Origin of the sequence: Pedobacter puniceum (assembly GCF_009674685.1) — a bacterium.
Lineage (GTDB): Bacteria > Bacteroidota > Bacteroidia > Sphingobacteriales > Sphingobacteriaceae > Pseudopedobacter > Pseudopedobacter puniceum.
Window position 1 is genome coordinate 937,738 of record NZ_WKJI01000002.1, and the last position, 17,846, is coordinate 955,583.

Consider the following 17,846-nt stretch of genomic DNA (forward strand, 5'->3'; position numbering starts at 1 on the left):
GTGTTTTTAATGATTACAATTTTACGTGTATCCTAAAATGAGTTATTGTACTATAGTATTTAAATGTTATATACTAGTCCTAAACTATTAACTATACTTTTAATTTAGTGGTAACTTATGATTTGCCCTATATTCTGCAGGTGAGCAGTTATACTTCTTTTTGAATTCTCGGTAAAAGTAAGATAGATTGCTGAAGCCTGTTTTATAAAATATTTCTAAAACTGTAAGCTCAGAATTTTTTAATAGTTCGGTTGCTTTTTGCAAACGAATACTTTTAATCAATTCTCCTGGTGTCATATTAGACAAAGCTTTAAGCTTTTTATAGAAGTTAGCCTTGCTCATCCCTAGCTTATTTTCAAGATAAACAGCATCTAAACTTTCATCATCCATTTTCTCTTCTATTAGAGCTATAGTTTGCTCTAAAAATTCTTTGTCATTGTGTTTCATTCCAACATCAGGAATTTTTATTGGAGATTGATCTTTATTAAACAAATCATGCAATCTTTGTTGATATTCCAATAATTTCCTCACCCTTAACAATAAATTTTCTGTATGAAATGGTTTAGGGAGGTAAGCATCAGCACCAACTTCATAACCTTCATTTTGCTGTTCAATAGTGCCTCTAGCAGATAAAATAATAAATGGAATGTGGCATGTTTCTGGAGTATTTTTAATGATATTACAAACTTCTAAGCCACTCATGTCAGGCATCATAATATCACTTATGATAAGGTTAGGGATTATTTTCCTAACTATGTCTAATGCTTTTTTACCATTATCGGCCTCATATACATTGTAAACATCTTTTAAAACATCTTTTAATAAGTACCTAATTGAAGGCTCGTCTTCAATAATTAGAATACTCTTCTTTTCTTGGTTTTCAACGCTACTTAAAACCGCTTGCTTATTATTGTCTAATATAATTTTATCTTCAGTGCTATTTTGTTCAATAGCCATAGAAGTTAATAAATAAGACGGAGTATCTAATCTATCTTTACTGTGCTTAAGTTTCTCTTCCTCCGCAGGAATATAGTTTAGCGGTAATTGTACTGTGAAGAAAATCCAGTTATTTTCTGATGAAACAGCTATTTTTCCTTTTAACAGGTTAACCAATTCTCTAGTAAATGCTAAACCAATACCAGAGCTTATTTTGCTTTGTTGAGTATCATCTACAACAAAAAATCTGTCAAACAAATTTGATAACTCTTCTTCAGATAAATTATATCCAGAATTTGATACCTTAATTTCTAATTGTTGATTTTCTAAATTTTTAGCTACAGAAAACTGAATAGTATTACCAGCATGCGTATGTTTAAATGCGTTTGAAAGTAAATTAAAAATAATTTTCTCTAGTTTATCCTTATCTATCCAGATTTCTATATTAGGCTCTATATAAGCACTATAGTGAAATTTATTTTGATCATTTACATGTAGAAAAAGCTCAGAAATATTAGTTAGAAGTGTACTGATATTTACAAAACTATAATGGTTTTTTAGATGTCCTGCTTCAGCTTTTCTAAACTCTAAAAGCTGATAAACCAAATAGTTTAAACGAGAGGCCTGCTGATTTACAATGGAAAGAAAATAATTATGCCCTTGCTTAGTATCTGTTTTTGCTTTAAGAAAATAGCGTTCAAGAGAGCCTAATATCAGCGTTAAAGGTGTTTGCAATTCATGAGCGATATTGGTGAAGAAGTTAAGTTGTTCTTGATGAACCTCTTCGTCTTTCTCTCTCAACATATGCTCCATAGATAATTCATATTGCATTTTCACCTTATTTCTTCTGTATATATAAAATACATAAAGGCCTGATGCAATAATGATGAAGTAGCCTAAAAAAGCTACCCAAGTAAGCCAAAAATATTGCTTTATTTGAAGATTAAAAGCTACAACTTCGTTTGTCCAAACACCACTTTCATTAGACCATTTTACTTTTAGAGTGTAATTACCCGGCGGGATGTTACTATAAGTAATTTTATTGTCTTTACTTAGGTAATGCCATACTTTATCATTCCCTTCTAAAAAATAGCTATAATTAGATTTTTCAGAATCTATGTAATCTATCGCTTTTATTCTTAGTTCGAAAAAGTTATCACCCGGCGATAAAATATATTCTTTTGTACGGGCATTACTTTTTGCGCTTAAAATATTAAACTGTGATTCTTCTTGTGGTAATCCTGCCATCTGAATCTCACTTAGCAGCAAATTAGGCTGATAATTATTAGTTTTTATATTCTTCGGAAGAAAATAATTAAATCCATAAATTCCACCAAAAAACAAATAGCCTTCACTATTTTTCCAGACAGCATTATCACTAAACTCATCACTCTGTAGGCCATCTGATGCTTTAAACCTTACTATTTGTAAAGATTGAGGATGAATTTTTACTAAACCTTTGTTGGTACTTGCCCAAATAAAACCTTCATTATCTTGTGTAATAGTATGGACGGTATTGTTTGGCAAGCCATTTTCTTTAGTGATTTTTTTAAAGACAGGTTTTTCTTTATTTAAATCTTTTTCTTCAATGTAGTTTAAACCATAACTTGTGCCTATCCACAGCTTATTCGTTTTATCCTTATATAGAGAAAGAACATCATTATTTGAAAGACTATTTTTATAAGAAAAAGCATTGATAGTTCTAAAAGTCTTCGTTTTTTTATTAAAAATACTCAATCCACCATACCGGCAGCCTACATAAAGCTGATTGTTACCACCATTCTCTAAAGTATAAATTACATTATTGCCAGGGCCAAATCTGTTACCCGTATATGGATACTTTCTTAAATATTGTATAGTGGGTAAACCAGTCTTATTCCTTCTAATTTTAAGATGAATTAAACCATAAGTTTCTAAGCCTAACCAAACAGAGCTGTCTTGATCTATTAAAATACTATGGACAGAGTTAAAAGAAGAGTAGTTATTATTCCCTAAAACTTTATCCCAAGTGTACCATTTTTTTTGTTGCAAATCATACAAGGTAACACCTAGTGCATCAGAACCTATATAAACAAAATCATCTTTCCCTTTTTGGATAGAATAAACACAGTTGTCTAATAAACCTGAAACCGAATAAAACGTTTTAATAGAGTTAATGGATGCATTAGGTTTACCCAAATTGCTAATGGTGATGATACCATTACCCTTGGTTCCAATCCATAATTGCTTATCAACTTCATTAAAAGCTCTAATTGGAGTGTTGATTTTTCCTCCTCCGGGTAACTGCTTTACTAAGCCAAAATGATTTTGTTTTTCTGAAACTTTAACTACTCCGTTTCCATCAGTTCCAATCCAAAGTATGTTTTGAGTGCCTACATATAAAGAAGTAATTCTTGCATTTTGTAAGGGTTGCAACTCATCTTCTAATTTGTTAGAAGGTTTAAAATCAGATGTATATTCATCTATTCCTTTAGAAGACCAAGCTAAAATATAGTTGTTTTTAAAGAAGGTAATTGCTCTTAAAGGTTGTGGTAAAATGGCTACTTCTTTAAAATTAAGTTGCTCATTTGCTTTAAATAGCTCTTTATTAGAAGTAGTGTAAAATATAGTTTTATTTACATGATAAACATCTATCACGTTATTTGGCAGGTTTAAATTTTTGATTTTAGAAAACTTATTGTTTCGTTTTTGATAAGCTTGTAAACCTCCATCTCTAGTAACAATCCATAATCTATTAGAATGATCACTTATTATTTTTGATATTTTCCCTTGTTTAAATTCAGGTAAATCGCATCTTTTAAAAGTAGAGGTTTTGGTATCGTAATAATTTACAAATGAATCAGTTTTCTGAATGCCATAAATAGTGCCGTCTAAATCCTTTGCTAAAAGAAAACCCTTATTTATAACTTTATCATTTAAGTCTCTACTATATAAATAATGTTCAAAATTTCCGGTTAACTTATCATATTTAGATATACCCTCCATGGTGGCAATCCATATATTCTTGTTTTTATCTTCTTTTATCTGATAAATTACATTGCTTCTAATACTTTTTGTTGTATTGCTCTGGCTGTAATTAAATACATGAAAAGAAGATCCGTCGTACATACTTAGGCCATCCCAAGTTCCAAACCACATAAGTTCATCAGAATCTTGATAAATCACATTTAAGCAGCTATTAGATAAACCTGTACTATTGTCTAATTGCTGACTAAAGTATTTAACCTGAGCAGAACCACTATGCTGCATAAGTAGTAAAAAAAACAGCAATAGAGCACCATTAGATATTTTTTGTGTAAAAATATTCTTGTAGGAAGACATAATCCTCTCAGAGAGTTTAATTAAAAATCGACAGAAAAAAAGCAATGATATCTTACCTGTTTGTGTTGGCTTATACTAAACTAATAAAAAAAAAGGATTCAGCTAAAGTTTGCCTTATTTAAATTTCTTTTGTTTGAATTATTTTACAATTACAAATGAATGCAGGCATATAATCTGTGTAAATTATATAAGTAGAAATTTGTGTATTTGGTATAACGGTTAATATTAGACCTAAAATTTGTAAGTAGCCATTAGTATGACTTAAGTTAATTTCAGCAAAAAGCCTTATCCCATCAAAAAATATGAGATAAGGCTGCAAAGACATATCAGATTAATTACCTGATATTAATGTTGAGGTTAATTAGTTGATTATATATACCTCCTTGGAAATCTCTAGCTTCTAAAGTTAAAGCATCTGTACTAGGTGAAGTACCATTGTATAAGTACTTTACTACTCCTTTTGCTATCTGCTCTTGAGTAAAAGAAGAGTTTACGAGTAATGGAATACCATTTAAAACTAAGAACCCATTTTGCGGAGCCTGGGTTAAAGTATAAGAAATGTTTTTATCAGCAGTACCTTGAAATCTAAGCTCATTTAAAGACAATACTTTAACGGGATTTGAGACTGAAACTTCAAGTGGATTATTTGCCGCTGGACTAATAATACTTACTGGTGGGCTGCTTAAAATTAACCTTGATCTGAAAGCTCCACCGCTAAATTCTTTAGAGCGAAAATGCGTATTTAGATCTTGAACAACAGCTCCACCAATATTGACAAAAGTTTTACCCTGTGTTAAAGCGGCGTTGTAGAAAGAGGTAATATCAATATTTGCCCATGTATTCCTCATAGCTTGAGTTACGTTTATACTTCCAATGGAAATAGAACCAAAAGTTGGTGCAGTTACCCAGCTTACAGTACTCTCATTCCAATCAACATTTTGATCTTCAAAGAAATTCATGGTGGTAGCATTTTGAATAGTATTGAAAAACATTTCAAGCCTTACAGTTCCAATTCTACCACTAAAACGAGGTGCTCTAACGGCATATTGGGTTAAGGTTCTCTTACTAAAACTTGCCGCATTACCTGTTGCACCAAATAATTTAGTTTGTACATCCAATACTGCTCCATAATTTAATGTTCTATTAGCGGTCCCATTTTGAAGGTAGGTGTCTTTAGTTACATAAATAGTATCACTTAGGATAGAAACATTTGCCGGGTTCACTTGGTCCTGAGGATTTGTTTTAGCAATATAATAAGTAAAACTATTTACCACATGAGCTACTCCATTAATAAACTCCAGATTTTGAGTTCTAACACTAGCACTTACAGAGCTAGCATTAGGAGAGGCGTTTACGGTTAGTACATATTCATTGCCCACAGCAATAGTACGGGTAAGGTATAAACTATCATTACTTAAACTAGGGTAAGATTTATCCACGCCTGCTTCTAAATCAAAAGATCTTACACGCCCCTCAATAATATTATTAAGTAATATATTTTTTAAAATAATTGGAGGTACATCTTCTACTTCAGTATAACCTAAACCTATAATAAAGTTTAACAGAACATCATCATTAGGAATAATTACCGTTAAGTTTTGTTTAGAATCATTTAGTAAATCTTTTAAACCTGCATGCTGTACAGCTTTACCAAATAAACCAATCTTTGTAGGATCATTTTCATGAAAGTTGTTTTCTGATACAAATTCCCATATAGTTTTAGTTTTAAGATTTATACCAGCCGAAATATGCTCTACATCCTCATTTTTGAGGAGTGAAAATTTTTCACAAGAAGTGATACTTATACTAAGTATCATTGTACAGATTAAAATCTTTAGATAAGTTATTTTCTTCATCATTTCTTGATTTTATTTGTAAAAATTATTTTGTTCTATTGATGGATTTAATCTGATTATATTTAAGTTAATCGGAAATAAGATATTTTCCGGATTAGTTAATCCATTTATAGGTCCCATTACTGATATAGCTCTACGCGTTCTTACCAAATCAAACCATCTTTTACCTTCAAAACATAACTCTTTTTGTCTTTCTTCCAAAATCACATCAATTGCTGCACTTCTAGAAAGCGCCATAAATCTGGCCATTTCATCACTTCCGGTTGGCCCTGTAACCGCATTATTGTATTGATTTGGATTAGTTGCTGTTGCTACTGGTCCAAATGTTCTTTCTCTGATCCTCTTAAGTAAATTCCAAGCAGCATTTCTATCTCCTTTGGTAACAAAAGCTTCGGCTCTTAATAAAATAATATCGGCTAATCGGTAAAGAATTACGTTTTTATCGTTTTGAGTAGTTCTATCAAAAGTTCCTTTAGGAAATTGTTTAAATATTTGAACACTAGACCTAAAATTGGTTAACGTTCTTAAATCTGTTGATGAAAATTTGGAAGCAAAATTAGCATTAGCTACAAATTGAGCTACACCAGAACCACCAGCAAATAAAGCCAATAAACCCGAAGTAGTACCCTCTTCAAAGCTGTATTCAATCTCAAAAATAGATTCTGGACTAAAACCATCAATAAACATTTTAGCGTATTCTGTATTGTCTATGTCTACTTGTGGTCTACTTAAATAATCTATGTTAGGGTCATACAATGCTGCTAATCTGTATTGTGCAGTATTATCTAGAATATTTTTAGAGAAAATTAATGCGCTATCAACGTTATTGCGCCACATGTAATAGTCGGTAAGAATTGCGTCTATTCCTCCTTTGGTTAACGTAGCTCTGGTTCTTTTAGCATCAGTATAAGATGCTGGTAATAAATCTCTTGCCTGTAATAAATCTGTAGCAACTTGGTTATAAACTTTTAAAGAATCTGTTCTTGGTGTTTTAAAAGAGTTAATGTCTCCATTATTTAGGATGGGCTCTGTAATTAAAGGCACATTACCCCAAACTTTAGTCATGAGCAAATAGCAGTATGCTCTTAAACCTAAAGCCTGCCCCAAAACCCTATTATACTCAGCCGTTTGGTTAACGTAAACCCCTCTTTCCCTCATTTCTTTTACATTCTTGATAATCAAGTTGGCTTGGCCAATCACTCTGTAAAAGTTAGACCAATCAGTTATTCCTAAATCAGGACTTAACCTATTGCCTAAAAGAGCTATGTTGGTAACATTATCTTCTCTGGGTACAGCAAGAATGTCTGCTCTGGCTTCTCCATATAATACAAATTCAGTATTTAAGGTAGATTGTAGCCTAAAATAAGCCCCACTTAAGGCTGCACTAGCTTGCGAAGGCTCATTCCAATAATTATCGTAAGCATATTCTGTTAAAGGATCACGGTCTAAAGCAGATTTACATGAACTAACAACTGCTAAAAGACAGCCTAATCCGGTTAAAAGTTTTATGATATTTTTCATGTAATTAAAATTTAATATTTAGAGATAGGTTATAAGATCTGGTTCTAGGGAATGAACCATTGTCAACGCCAAATCCTAGTGGATTGTTTCCAGCGCTTACCTCTGGGTCGTAGCCACTGTAGCTTCCAAAAGTGAATAGATTTTGAACGCTAAAACCTAAATTGGCAGAACTTAATCCAATATTTTTTATGGTCTTTGGAGGTAAATTGTAACTTAACGCCAAATTTTGAACTCTGATAAAAGAGCCGTCTTCTACAAACAAGCTACTTACCGAATAATTTCTCATACGGTCGCCTCTCTCTAATCTTGGTACATCAGTTACATCACCTTGTTGTCTCCATCTTCTTAATTGTCTAGTTGAATAGTTCACATCAAATTGATTACCATCTAAACTTCTATTCAATTGGTTAAAGATATCGTTACCAAAAACAGCGTTAACAAATAGGTTTAATGTGAAACGCTTATAAGAAAAGGTGTTCTGAAATCCACCAAAAGCTTTTGGTGTTGGATTACCTATAATTTGCTGGTCATCAATATCAATAATACCATCATTATTAATGTCTTCAAAAATTACGTCACCACCTTTATATACATCTCCGTCTGCAGAACCTCTCCTGTACTGAGAAATCTGTCCATTAGCATCTATATATACATTATCTTCATCTCTAGCATAAATTCCTAAAGCCTTAAAACCATAAAAAACACCTACAGCCTCGCCAACACGAGCCAAACTAAAATTAGTTGGTCTATAATCCTCATTGCCAGGTAATGAAGTAACTTTATTTCTATTTAAACCAAATGTTACTGTTGATGACCATTTAAAGGCTTTGTCAATAATTACTCCATCTACAGATAACTCTACACCTTTATTACTTAAACTTCCGAAGTTAAACGGAATAAAGCTATAACCTGTTTGGGTTGGGATTTGGACATTAAACAATAAGTCGTCACTATTTTTAGTGTAATAATCCGCTGTAAAATTTAGTCGACCTTTAAAGAAGGAAAGATCTGTACCTATGTCAAATTGTTTGGTGGTTTCCCATCTTAAATCTGCATTTCCAAGAGCATCTGCGGTAATAGAAACTTCGCCTAAATAAGAGCCAGCTCTTCCTAAAGAACCTCTTGAAGCATAGTTAGCAATATTTTGATTTCCTGTGATACCATAACTCGCTCTTAATTTACCATCATATAACCAACCTAGCTCTTTGCTCCATTTTTCCTCAGAAAAACGCCAACCTCCTGATACTGAAGGGAAATAAGAGTTTTGATTGGCAGCCCCAAATCTAGAGGAACCATCTCTCCTCATTAAGAAAGAAAGTAGGTATTTACCTTTATAATTATAGTTTGCTCTGGTAAAGTAAGAAAGTAAAACGTTCTCTTGTATACTTTGATTAAAAGTGGCAATACTTGCCGAGCCACTTATCGAAGTAATTTGATTATCGATATTTCCTATTCCTCTTACAAAAGTGCTATTGGTTTTAAAAATCTGATAAGATTGGCCCAATAAGAAAGTAAGATTGTGCTTTTTCTTAAATGTCTTTTTATAAGTCAGTGTATTCTCATTTACTATTGAAGATCTCAATTCAGGACGATAGTCACTAAAAATTGATTGCGCTGATAAGTTGGTGGATAAGATAGGAGGGTTGTAGAAAAAACTCTCCGTATTGCTATAATCCAATGAAATATTAGTTCTAAAATCTAATCCTTTTAATAGGGTGGCAGTAAATTCTTGCTTAGCCAAGATACGCCATCTTTTTACATCATTAGTCATGTATAAAGCTTGGGCTAAAGGATTGGGTCTAGACGACTCAAATAAGGGAATAATATTTCCGGTAATAGGGTCATAGGGGCTATACACCGGAAAACTTCCTAAATACCTAAAAATGATGCTGTTATCTTGTCGGTTGTAGTTGTAGTTAGACAAATTAAAGTTAGTAGAACCCTTTATAAACTTACTGATGTTATAATTTACCTTAGCATTCCCAAAAACTTGTTTGTACTGTGTTTCAATAACAATTGGCGCTAAATCTCTGTAGCCAGCACTAATAAAATAGTCTACATTTTTCTCCTTAGAAGTACCACTTACACTTAAATCTAGCTTTTGTTGAAAAGTTTCGCGATACATAATATCCTGATAATCATAAGAATCACGATAATATGGATGTAAAGAATCATATAAAGGAATACGTGTAGGAGGCAAGCCAGTAGCATTAAAAGCAGCATCATAATTTGCACTCCTGAATTGAGTGGCATTAAGAATTCCTATTTTTCTTGAAATGTCAACAAAGCTACTATTGTAGGCCAAATTTATAGTTGGCTTAGTACTCGTTCCTGTTTTAGTAGTGATTAATATAACGCCGTTTGATGCTCTTGAACCATAAATAGATGCTGTTCCTGCATCCTTTAAAACTTCTATAGAAGCAATATCTGCTGGGTTAATATCGTTTAACGGACTAAAAGAAGCTCCATCATTTAAAGATTCAAAAGTGTCATTGTTTACAGGAATTCCATCAATGATAAATAAAGGCTGACTTGCCCCATTAATAGAAGAAACACCCCTAAGAGTAATATTTGCACCTGCCCCAGGCTCTCCAGAATTAGTGGTGATTTGTAAACCCGCAATTTTACCTTGTAAACTGGTGTTAATAGAGCCACCTGCAAACTGGTCTATTTGATCTGCCTTTATAGAACTTGCAGCACCTGTTATTTCACTTTTAGCTTGCGTTCCATATCCTACAACAACTACTTCATTTAAATTAGTGTAATTTTCACTTAACTGAACATCAATAACAGATTGATTACCAATTTTTCTCTCTGTGGTTTTAAATCCAACATAAGAAAAAACTAAGACGGCATTTTCATCAGCAACTTTAATGCTGTATTTACCATCAATATTAGTTTGTGAAGAAATATTAGTGTTTTTTACTCTTACAACTACACCAGGCAATGCTTCCCCATTTACATCAGTAACTTTACCGTTAATTGTCAACTGTTTTTGTACCTGCTTAAAGGTCTCAGTATTTTCAATAATAATAGTATTGTTAAATCCAGAAGCGCTAGCATGTAGGATTGTTGCTGTAAGTAAAATAAATGTAAGTTTCACTATGGGTAAACTTCTTTTAAAGGAGGTATAATTTTGCTTTTTACGTATAGTGCTTCTACCATAGAAATTCATACTTCTAAATTTAGTTTGGTTTATAATTAGGTTTATTATACTGTATTTTTTCAAGACAACTCAAATTCACTTTTTTTACACTCAAACCGAAAAGTGAATCAAATTGGACTGCATTATTAATTTTTGAAATACCCTTATTGTACTTAAAACAAGGTATGGTTGTATGATAATTTTCGTAGTCTTTAATAGCTTTAGCTTCTCCATTGGGTTGCTGCTGATTAAGCTTAACAAGCTTTTTAGTAATGTGCGAACCGCCAACATCTGCGTTCATCACAATATGAGGTGCGCTTTTCATTTGTTTTGAAATTTTATACTAACTGGTTTATTTGGTTTATAAAGCAATGTTAGACAAAACATAAGCTTTAGTATTATACAAGAGTCTATTTTGATTGTACCAAAGTCTTGCTTTTTCAAAAAAAGCTTAAATACACACAATAAATAGGTATTTATCTATAATCAAATGCATACTTACAACTTGAAATCAACTAAATAGTATATTCAAAAAAATTAAACAATTATATAGTAGTGTCTCTTGTTCGTCTTACTTAAGTTAGTTAGAATTTTATGGATTTCGTCTTAAAAAGAATGGGTTGTCTTCTGCTTAGCGATATCTGAGGGTGTAGTTCAAAAATCATTTGAACATAATCTAGCAAGGCATTAAGGTTTAGGAAATTAATTGAGAAAAGTTGATTATTTTATTAGAAGAATAAACCAGTAATAAAAGTTATCTTATCAAGTTAATAGTTCTCTAAAACGCATAAAAACAAAAAACCTCTTAGATTTCTCTAAGAGGTTTTGCGGAATGGACGGGACTCGAACCCGCGACCTCCTGCGTGACAGGCAGGCATTCTAACCAGCTGAACTACCACTCCGTTTTTCCCGTTCTTATCGTTCGGGAGTGCAAATATAGGTATTTCTATTGAAGTGCAAAATCTTTTTTAAAATTTATGCAATAGAGCCCTCTTTCAGTTTTTCGGCATTTTCTGCAAATTGCAGAGCATCAAGTATTTCCTGTATATCACCATCCATAATAGCTGGTAAATTATATAAAGTTAAGCCTATTCTATGCTCGGTAACACGCCCTTGTGGATAATTATAAGTACGTATTTTGGCAGATCTATCTCCGGTTGATACCATAGTTTTACGTGTGCTGGCAATAGCTTCATTATGTTTAGCCAACTCACGCTCATACAATTTACTCCTCAACATCTCCATCGCTCTAATACGGTTACCCAACTGCGAGCGTTCTATTTGGCAAACCACCACAATACCTGTTGGTTTATGCGTTAATTGTACCTTAGTTTCAACTTTGTTAACGTTCTGCCCACCAGCACCGCCAGATCGTGATGTTTGCAACTCCACGTCAGCTGGGTTAATCTCCACGTCAACCTCCTCAGCCTCTGGCAACACCGCTACCGATGCTGCCGAAGTATGCACCCTTCCTTGCGTCTCGGTTTCTGGCACACGTTGTACCCTATGTACGCCAGATTCGTATTTTAAGATGCCGTAAACATCTTCACCAATAACCTTAAATATTACCTCTTTATAACCACCATTAGTACCCTCTGTAACCTCTAAAGTTTCTGTACGCCAGCCTCTTCCTTCACAGTAACGGGTATACATGCGGTATAAATCGCCGGCAAAAATTGCAGCCTCATCACCACCAGTACCACCTCTAATCTCTACAATAGCATCTTTCTCATCTCCTGGGTCTTTAGGTACCAACATCAACCTAATTTTTGCCTCCATTTCATCCTTCAAAGGCACTAAAGTATCCAACTCTTCTTTAGCCATCTCACGCAACTCTTGGTCCTTTTCATTAGCTAAAATATCACGATTAGCATCAATATTACTGATTACATTTTTGTACTTAAAATACTCATCCACAATCAAACCCAACTCTTTATACTCACGGTTTAGCTGCGCAAAACGTTTCATGTCTTGCGTAACCTCTGGGTTGGTTAATTCCCGCTCCACATCATCTCGGCGGAGTTTTATAGCTTCTAATTTATCTAACATTTTTTTTGAAAATCAAATCCTGTAATACTTGGGTTTGGGTAGTCCGGCTATACGCTGCAACTCCTCGTTTTTCCAAGGCGCTAAACCCATCACACACTGTGGGGTTTCCGCTGCTATCCGGTTTATATAACGCAAAGCAATGCATTAAACTCAGTTAGCATTTAAAGCCCACAAAGTTAAGCCTTTTTCATTTAATATGAAGAGTCGCTTTAAACGGTAGCTAAAAGTACTGCCAGCTTTTATTATTGGTAGTTTTATTTCTTCGCTTTTAAAAGTCATGAAGTTGTAGCGCAAAAGCTTATTGTCTTGTTGGTAAATCAGCTCATCACCCTCTACCTCAAAAGCCTTAACAGGATTAATAACAGCAGTTTTATAGTAATTACCAAACCTATCAAATATCCTTACACCTTCGCCAGCATCGTTAATAAAAACATATTGGTCATTACTAAGCATATAAACAGCATTCATATCTATACCATTTCTTTGGTAAATATTGCCGCTTTTTAGCTCGTCAATAAAATTATTACTTAGTTTTTTAAGCTCTCGGTTCAGTTGGTCGTAAATCCAAAAACCATTATTATTAGCCGATGCTACCAGCGCAATCTGCTGGTTAGGGTTGTTGTTAAAAGAATAGCTGCTAATCTCGCTTAAATTATTATTCAGCACCACAACTTGTTGGTAAGCCTGATAATATAAAATTACCCTTAAAGGGTCTGTAATATCTATTTGGTCAATATCACCGAAGCTGTTGTTGGTATAATTCCATAAAAACTTACCATCAGGGTTAAACTTCATAAGCTCGTTAGCAGGCGTAACCACAAATAAGTTCCCTAAATTATCAACCCGGGCTATTTTAGCAAGGGTATCTATCTGCTTAATCAGTTTAAAACTTTGGGCATTACTTTTCCATCCCAGTATCAAAATACAGCAGCAAAGTAATAGTAGTTTTAAAAGATTTTTATTTTTCATGATGGTTATTCCAATCAAGCAATTTAAGTTCCACACCATCAAAAACAGCGTAATAAGCATAATTTACCCATTCGCCCAAATTGGTATAAAGGGTTTCTTCATCCAATTTAAATTGGGTAGGAAAATGCCTATGGCCCATAACTAAATGGTCAAAATTGCCATAATCATTTTTCAGCTGCTTATAAAAACTCTTTATAAAAGCTCCCTCATATTGTTGGGTAATAGTGCCTTCCTTTTTGTAAGAAGCTAACCTACTTTTACTACTCCAATAATTGGCAATACCAATTCCTAAATTAGGGTGTAACCTAGCAAAAAGCCATTGGCAAAATTTACTTCTAAAAATTTTCTTTAATAATTTATAAGATGCATCGCCAGGGCCTAAGCCATCTCCATGGTGTAATAAAAACTTTTTACCTTGGCGTTCTATGAATAGTTCATCGCTAATAATTTTCATACCAAATTCCTTCTTAAAATAATCAAATACCCACATATCGTGGTTGCCTTTAAAGAAGTATATCTTGGTGCCAGCATCACTCAGCTCGGCAAGTTTACCTTGCAGCCTGATAAAACCTTTGGGTATAGCGGTGGCATATTCAAACCAAAAATCAAAAACATCGCCTAATAAAAATAGTTCCGCGGCATCGTGTTTAATGTGGTCTAGCCAGCTCACTATACATGCTTCTCGCTCTCGGCTAGAGGCATAATTAGGCGCTCCTAAATGAAAATCAGAAGCAAAATATAGTTTAGTTTTTTGGGTTTCCATATATCAAAGGTTAAAAATATCAAATTATATTAAACCTTTAGCCAAACAGCTTAAAAGCTTAACGCTTAGAATAATTTTTATAGCTTTAACTATACAAACTTTAATAGTTAAATCTTCGTTTATCATTTTATGCTAAAGAAACTTACCATAATCGTGTTCATGCTGGTGTCTACCCAGGTTTTAGCACAATATAAAGCCGATGTTTTAGTACTAGGAGCAAGTGCTGCGGGTACAGCTACTGCTATACAAGCGGCCAGAAGTGGTGTAAAAGTAATATTGATAGAGCCTACCAACTTTAGCGTTGGCGCTATAGCACCTAATATGGATGTACCTGCTTTTAATTTTGGTGTTTGGAAAGAATGGAAAGATCTTTATACCAGAAAATTAGACTCGTTACAAACCGACCCACGGATAGCGCTAGAAAGCATCATAAGTAAGGTGAGTAATTTACGTTACTTTAAAGAAACGCAGATTGTTAAAGTTATTAAGAAAGGAAAATCTTGGGAGCTTAGCATCCAAAAAAATGGCAATAAAATAGAAAAAATAAAAGCCGATGTTTTAGTAGATGCATTTTTCAATGCCGAGTCTTCGCCAGTATTAAAAGCAGGTATTGTAAAACTAAGCGATGGGCATATCAAAACCATCAGTAAATACACCCCATTAGAACGCGAAAAGCCTTATGAACAAGTTTTAAAGCTTTACAGAAGTAGTGGAGCCGCAGGGTTTGGTAAAGACAGCACCATGTTACATTATTTTCCAATGGGCGTTTTCATTAGTGCCGAGGTTGATAATTTAATGTTTGTTTCGCCGCAAGCGGGCTTAGTAGGTTGGCAGGCAGATGATTTTAAGAATATTGCTACCTGGGTAAATATTGGACAGTTGGCTGGTGCACTTTCTGCCTATGGGCCTTTTTTTGATACCCAAACCGCAAAAGCAAACGTAAGGCTTACACAGGGCGAAATATTTAACTATAAAGGTTTAGTTTACCCGGTTAAGGATATCAATACCAATGAATACGCTTGGAATGCAGTACAAAAAATTATCGCTACAGATGTGATGAAGCATGATTTTGCTAAAGGAAAATTTAACCCCGAAGAGCATGTGAAGCCAGAAGATATTAAAGCTATTTTATCAGAGCTTTATCCACGTTCTAGAATATGGTTTATAGAAAATCCTATAAAAGAACTTACTTTAAAAGATGCTATTTCTTTAATTAGTTTCATCACCGGCAGGGAAATATACGATATGAATAGAGAGTTAAGTACCAACTGGAAATTAAAATACGAGCTAGAAAGCGATTTTAAACAAGAAAATTATGTCACTAAAAAGGAGATGACCATCATCTTTGATACCTATTTAAACCCTTATAGCATAGGAGTAAATATGCAAGGGATTTTTATAAAATAAAGCTATCGTTTATAGATTTAGACTATAGTTTCTATCTATATAGTTATTGTTATTATATATACTTTTGCCATTGCCTTTAGGTATTTAAGGCACTATCTTTGCGCCTTCAAATTTTAAAAACATATATATATGATCGGCGTAGGAGAAAAATTCCCAACATTTTCAAAATTAGCAGTAACCAGCCTAGAAAAAGGCAAAGAATTTGAGACTATCACTTCAGACTATCTAGTGAATGATGACAACGTATGGACAGTAATGTTCTGGTGGCCAAAAGATTTTACTTTTGTTTGCCCAACAGAAATTGCAGAGTTCAACAAAAGCTTCGGAGAGTTTAGAGACAGAGAAACACGTTTAATTGGCGCATCTACAGATTCAGAATTTGTACACTTAGCTTGGAGAAATAACCACGATGATTTACGTGGACTTAAATTTCCAATGTTAGCAGATACTTCAAAATCTTTAGCTCAAGATTTAGGTATTTTAACTAACGATGACCAAAAAGTAGCTTACAGAGCAACTTTTATTGTTGACCCTATGGGTATCATCCGTTGGGTTTCTGTAAACGATCTTAACGTTGGTCGTAACGTAAAAGAAGTATTACGTGTATTAGACGGTTTACAAACCGATGAACTTTGCCCTTGCAACTGGGAAAAAGGACAAGAAACTTTAACCGCTTAAGATAGGTTTTCAAGAGCTGTTTCATAAACAAACTATTTTGTCTTATTTGTCAAGATTTTATTCTTGACAATTTCCAACTCAGCTTTGTTACATCTAGTTGTATCATTCTGAAGTTTAATAACTTCTTGTTATATAGATATTTCATATAAATCAATATGAAATGACGTTTTTAGGTAGTTCGATAGTCGAGCCTAAGCATAAACAGCCGTTTGCGCCCAATTCCGCCTTGGCGGTTGCAGCAACTACAGGACTAGCCTTAGCAGAACCTTTAGAAGCAAGCGGCGCAGCGGAGAGTTTTTGGTTACTTTTTGTAACTTGACATGGCCGGTCAAGAGGCCGGAAAGCTTGTGCGTGAATGCCTGGTTTTGAAATATTTTAACGTCAGTAGTAAGGGAGTCGAAGGAAACGAGATAAACTGTGTTTATGAAACAGCTTTTTTGTTGCTTCATATCATAAACATTTCAGTATCAAAATCATGGAAAATTTGAAAGAGACTACACAAGAGTTACTGGCTATTTTTGGCTTAAGTAATTTAGATAATAAAGTATTAGCCCTATTAAATGAAACAGAGTTTAAGTATTTAAGAGATTTAAAATTAAACTTAAATAGCACTTTAACGTCAGAGTTCTTATCAGAAAAAGAGTGTGGCTTAATAGGTTTAAGCGTGGCAGCAAATAATCAGAATACTATTTTAATTGATTTCTATAAAAACTATGCTGCACAAAACGGCGCTACAGCAGATGAATTGGCCGAGGCTGTTTCTTGCGCTTCATTATTAGCATCAAACAATATTTTTTACCGTTTCCGCCATTTTACGCAAAAAGAGAAATACACTCAAATTCCAGCTCGTATCAGAATGCAAATTATGATGAAACCTGTAACCGGAAAAGAGTTTTTTGAGTTGTTAAGCTTAGCCATCTCTGCCGTTAATGGTTGCGAAATGTGTGTTAATGCGCATGAAGACTCTTTGATTAAGTTAGGCACTACAGAAGAGAGAATTTTTGATGCAGTAAGAATAGCTTCTTTGGTTACAGCTACCGGTAAAGTTATTTATTAAGCTTTGTGATTAAATATTTTACAATTATAGAAATTGTGGAAAACTATTTTCCTAAAATCGGTTAAATGATTTGCTTGTAAAAGCATAAATTTCTTAAATTAGTATTAAGGTTAATCATCCCTTAAAGGAATACACACACATCAT

11 protein-coding genes and 1 tRNA gene are annotated in these 17,846 nt (G+C 33.6%); 3 read left to right on the forward strand and 9 right to left on the reverse strand.

Annotated elements, in window-relative coordinates; all coding sequences use genetic code 11:
* Nucleotides 1–99 precede the first annotated feature (99 nt).
* The 9 genes from GJJ64_RS10745 to GJJ64_RS10785 form a co-directional block, all read right to left on the reverse strand.
* Entirely contained in the window at nt 100–4,257 is a 4,158-nt protein-coding gene (locus GJJ64_RS10745) for a hybrid sensor histidine kinase/response regulator transcription factor (protein WP_154287773.1), read from the reverse strand.
* Between the two features lie 335 nt (nt 4,258–4,592).
* A complete protein-coding gene (locus GJJ64_RS10750; protein ID WP_195759277.1) occupies nt 4,593–6,074 on the reverse strand; it encodes a CBM96 family carbohydrate-binding protein in 1,482 nt (493 codons plus the stop codon).
* Nucleotides 6,075–6,125: 51 nt separating this feature from the next.
* Entirely contained in the window at nt 6,126–7,634 is a 1,509-nt protein-coding gene (locus GJJ64_RS10755) for a RagB/SusD family nutrient uptake outer membrane protein (RefSeq protein ID WP_154287775.1), read from the reverse strand.
* A gap of 4 nt (nt 7,635–7,638) precedes the next feature.
* Complete coding sequence (locus tag GJJ64_RS10760) at nt 7,639–10,809, reverse strand: SusC/RagA family TonB-linked outer membrane protein (RefSeq protein WP_154287776.1); 3,171 nt, start codon at nt 10,807–10,809, stop codon at nt 7,639–7,641.
* Between the two features lie 10 nt (nt 10,810–10,819).
* Nucleotides 10,820–11,104 carry a hypothetical protein gene (locus tag GJJ64_RS10765; RefSeq protein ID WP_154287777.1) on the reverse strand — a complete coding sequence of 95 codons (285 nt, stop codon included), beginning with the start codon at nt 11,102–11,104 and terminating at the stop codon, nt 10,820–10,822.
* Between the two features lie 503 nt (nt 11,105–11,607).
* A tRNA-Asp gene (locus tag GJJ64_RS10770) sits at nt 11,608–11,681 on the reverse strand.
* A gap of 73 nt (nt 11,682–11,754) precedes the next feature.
* On the reverse strand, nt 11,755–12,828 hold the full coding sequence (gene prfA, locus GJJ64_RS10775) for a peptide chain release factor 1 (RefSeq protein ID WP_154287778.1): 1,074 nt from the start codon (nt 12,826–12,828) through the stop codon (nt 11,755–11,757).
* A 150-nt stretch (nt 12,829–12,978) separates the two neighbouring features.
* Nucleotides 12,979–13,797, reverse strand: coding sequence for a hypothetical protein (locus tag GJJ64_RS10780; protein ID WP_154287779.1), 819 nt, complete (start codon nt 13,795–13,797; stop codon nt 12,979–12,981).
* Nucleotides 13,787–14,560, reverse strand: a complete 774-nt coding sequence (locus GJJ64_RS10785) for a UDP-2,3-diacylglucosamine diphosphatase (protein WP_154287780.1) — start codon at nt 14,558–14,560, stop codon at nt 13,787–13,789. The genes GJJ64_RS10780 and GJJ64_RS10785 overlap by 11 nt, the downstream gene beginning before the upstream one ends.
* A 129-nt stretch (nt 14,561–14,689) precedes the next feature.
* Between GJJ64_RS10785 and GJJ64_RS10790 the strand changes: the two genes are divergently transcribed.
* The 3 genes from GJJ64_RS10790 to GJJ64_RS10800 all read left to right on the forward strand — a co-directional run bounded on the left by GJJ64_RS10790 (nt 14,690) and on the right by GJJ64_RS10800 (nt 17,702).
* A complete protein-coding gene (locus tag GJJ64_RS10790) occupies nt 14,690–15,967 on the forward strand; it encodes an FAD-dependent oxidoreductase (RefSeq protein WP_154287781.1) in 1,278 nt (425 codons plus the stop codon).
* A gap of 129 nt (nt 15,968–16,096) precedes the next feature.
* Complete coding sequence (locus GJJ64_RS10795) at nt 16,097–16,645, forward strand: peroxiredoxin (RefSeq protein ID WP_154287782.1); 549 nt, start codon at nt 16,097–16,099, stop codon at nt 16,643–16,645.
* Between the two features lie 475 nt (nt 16,646–17,120).
* On the forward strand, nt 17,121–17,702 hold the full coding sequence (locus GJJ64_RS10800; protein ID WP_154287783.1) for a carboxymuconolactone decarboxylase family protein: 582 nt from the start codon (nt 17,121–17,123) through the stop codon (nt 17,700–17,702).
* Nucleotides 17,703–17,846 lie beyond the last annotated feature (144 nt).